The sequence below is a fragment of the Faecousia intestinalis genome (genome assembly GCF_040096185.1).
Lineage (GTDB): Bacteria > Bacillota > Clostridia > Oscillospirales > Oscillospiraceae > JAZOXB01.
On record NZ_JBBMFF010000055.1, the window covers coordinates 1 to 3,430 of the forward strand.

The window sequence follows — 3,430 nt, forward strand, 5'->3', positions numbered from 1 at the left end:
ATTGCCACGTCGCTTCGCTCCTCGCAATGACACGTCAGGAGAGCGCGCGGTGCACCAGTGCACTTGCGCGGTTGAATTGCCCTCCGCGAGGTGCTCAGGGAACGCCGCTGCATTTCCCATCGGGGCCATTTCGCGTTTTCTGCGCAAAAAAATACCGGAAGCACAGGCTTCCGGTAATTTCAGCTTGTCAAAAAAGTCCCTTTGGGCTTTTTCGCCAAGCTGCTTTCAGAATTGCAAAATCAATTTCTGTAGTATGATTTTGCAATTCTGCCGCTGCGGCGGGTTATGGAACGCGAAAGGAAACCCTGACGGTTTCCTTTCACACTTTCCTTCCCTCCGAAACTTTCGGCTAGGCAGGTTTCTTTAACAGTCTGAAACTACCGGAAGCACAGGCTTCCGGTAGTTTTTCAATCACAATCAATCACAATCAATTATTTACTTCGCGAAGACCTTCTTCAGGCGGGCGAAGCGGGGCAGGCCGTCCTCATAGCCCAGAGCCGTCTGGCCCTCGAGCAGCGGCGTGCAGTAATCGATGAAGGCGTCGGTAACATAGGCGTTGTCGCTGGTGATCCACTCGAGCGGGATCTTCTTCTCGGCGTTGGCAACACGGCGCAGGTCGAACAGCTCATAGGAGACGCTGTAGCCGCCGTCGCGCTTGCAGACCATGCCGACCATCTTGCCGGTCTCGCCGCGGAGCGCAGACTCGACGGCGACCTTGCCGCACTGGAAGGCTTCCTCGATATCCGTCGCGGAGGCGCAGTGGGCGGCGCAGCGCTGCAGCAGGGACAGCTCGATGCCGCGGACTTTCGCGCCGGTGGCAGCGGAGACGATGCCGGCCAGACGATGGGCCAGGCCGCCCAGCTGGGCATGGCCGAAGCCGTCGGTCGAGGAGGTCTTGGCCTCGGAGACGAACGCGCCGTCGGAGTAGTGAATGCCCTCGGAGACAGCGACAAGGCACTGGCCCTGGCCCTCATAGACGCGGATGACGTCATCGAGGAAGTCGGCCATGTCAAAATCGACCTCGGGGAGATAGATGAGGTCCGGGCCGTCGCCCTTGGCGGCGGGCAGGACGGTGGCGGCGGTCAGCCAGCCTGCATGGCGGCCCATGCACTCGATGATCGTGATCATGCCCTTGTTGTAAACGCGGCAGTCACGGGCAACTTCCATAACAGAGGTCGCGATATACTTGGCGGCAGAGGCAAAGCCCGGGCAGTGATCCGTGCCGATGAGGTCGTTGTCGATGGTCTTCGGCACGCCGATGACGCGGCACTCATAGCCGACCTTGGCCATATAACGGCTGATCTTGGCGCAGGTGTCCATGGAGTCGTTGCCGCCGATGTAGAAGAAGTAGCGGACGTTGTACTTTTCAAAGATCTCAAGGATGCGCTTATAGTCCTTGTCGTTGTCGGACGGATCGGCGATCTTGTAGCGGCAGGAGCCGAGGGCGGAGGACGGCGTGTAGAGCAGGCGCTCAAGCTCTGCGGGATCCTCTTCGTCCATAATCATGAGCCGATCTTCCAGAACGCCGACGATGCCGTGCTCGGCACCATAGACCTTGGTGATGTTCTCATCCTCGAGGGCGGTTTTGATCACGCCGTAGGCACTGGCGTTGATCACGGAAGAGGGACCGCCGGACTGACCGACGATCGCTGCACCGATCAGGGGTTTCTTCGTGGGCATGGGATAACCTCCAAATCAAGATATGATGAAGTCTGTGTGAAAGATTTTTCACCGATTGCTATTATACCATACGAAGCTAGGCTTTGCAAGGAATTCATCACGGCAGTGTGACAATTTTCGCGAATTTTGATGCAATTTTTGCAGCTTGTGCTGAAGTCCCCCAAAGGCAGGTTGACAGTCCCGTGCCTTATGCGTATAATAAAAGCGAATCACTGCGGGCAGAGAACCGCAGAATTGAAGGAGGATCATCCATTATGGCAGGATTTTGCACACGCTGCGGCCGCCCTCTGCCGGAGAGCGGCATCTGCCCCTGCACGCAGCAGCCCCAGCAGCCGCAGTATCAGCAGCCCCAGCACCAACAGCCGCAGCAGCCGCAGGCTCCAAAGGAGCCGAGCGCCTTCGGCCTTGCGATCAAGGGGCTTCCCCAGCTGTGGCTGAGCTACTGCAAGGACCCCATCGGCACGACGCGCAAAGCCGTGGAAAAGCACGACTTCCTCAGCGGCATCCTGATGGCCGCCGTGACGTACATCGCCGTGTTCTTTGCCACGCTCGTCTATGCGCTGCGCCTGGACTCCCATTTTCCGGCCGTTGCATGGCTCGGCGCGAGTCTGCTCATGCCCGTCGCCGGCTTCGGTCTCACGCTGCTGGCCACGCTCGTTCTGACGAAGGTGACGAAGGTCCCGTCCGATTTTAAGGGAATGCTCGCCTCCTCCGGCCTCGGCATGACGTTCCCCGCCACGCTGGCCGCCGGCTCCATCGTACTGCTGCTCGTGTACCCCGGCCTCATCTCCCTGCTCGGTGTCGCGTCGTTTGCCGTGTGGGCCGTCGTCACCGTCGGCACACTGCTGCAGGTCTACGGGGTAAAGCTGAACCTCGTAACTATCCTGCTGTGCGTTGCGTTCTGCATCGCCGGCTACTATGCTGTGAGCGGCCTGCGCGACTGGTTCCTGCACGCCTGCTATTCCTACGACATCAACGACGTTCTGTCCGGTCTCGGCGATCTGTTCGGCTGACCCAAAAGGTCCGTCAGGCCCTGCAGGGCTTCTGATCAGAGCTTCCCTAAAAAATGCGCTGCTTCGGCGGCGCATTTTTTATTCGATTTGACGTACCGTCTTCGTCAAGTTTGCTACAGAGCTATTGCAATTTAGAGCGTATTTTGCATTCCTTTTTCATGTAGCATTGGTTAATTTTGTGGAAAACGTCCATGATTTTGTTAAATATTGCGGAGAAAGCTGGTTGGTTTGCACAGAGTTTTCTATGCAATCTGCGCATTGACAGGACAGGCTGCCCATCATATAATACGCTTGCAGGAAATAAGTGGTGGAGTCTGTCATAAAGTGTTATGCACTTTATTTATTCCTGCCATGCGCGACACGGCCGAACGGAAGTGGGCATCCGGGACGTTGTGGGAACGCAGCACGCAAAGGGCAGAACTTCCATGCGGAGCTCTGCCCTTTGTTTATCTCACCCGAGATCGTCGGGAGCCGCCTCAACAACGGGGCGGCTTCCGTATTTTTAGGGGCGCTCGGAGAGCGCCATGGAGGCTTGCAGCATGCGCTGCATTGCTTCTGGCGCAAGGCCCCCAGATTTGTCATTGCGAGGAGGCCGGAGGCCGACGTGGCAATCTCGCGGCACATGCCGAATAATAGGAAAACCATCGGCGAAATCGCAGCTGCCTTCCCGAGATTGCACCCCAAGGGCACTTCCTCGCGCTTCGCGCTCAGGGCGCCACGGCCCCTTCGGGGCCTCG

General features: G+C 58.0%; 2 protein-coding genes. One reads left to right on the forward strand and one right to left on the reverse strand.

Features of this window, described 5'->3' with window-relative positions; translation table 11 throughout:
• Positions 1 to 435: 435 nt before the first annotated feature.
• Positions 436 to 1,680 (reverse strand): 6-phosphofructokinase, encoded by a 1,245-nt coding sequence (locus tag WMO66_RS00705; RefSeq protein WP_349134486.1) that lies wholly within the window; start codon positions 1,678 to 1,680, stop codon positions 436 to 438.
• A 254-nt stretch (positions 1,681 to 1,934) separates the two neighbouring features.
• On the opposite strand from WMO66_RS00705, the gene WMO66_RS00710 reads away from it, so the two are divergent.
• On the forward strand, positions 1,935 to 2,693 hold the full coding sequence (locus tag WMO66_RS00710; RefSeq protein ID WP_349134487.1) for a hypothetical protein: 759 nt from the start codon (positions 1,935 to 1,937) through the stop codon (positions 2,691 to 2,693).
• Positions 2,694 to 3,430: the final 737 nt, after the last annotated feature.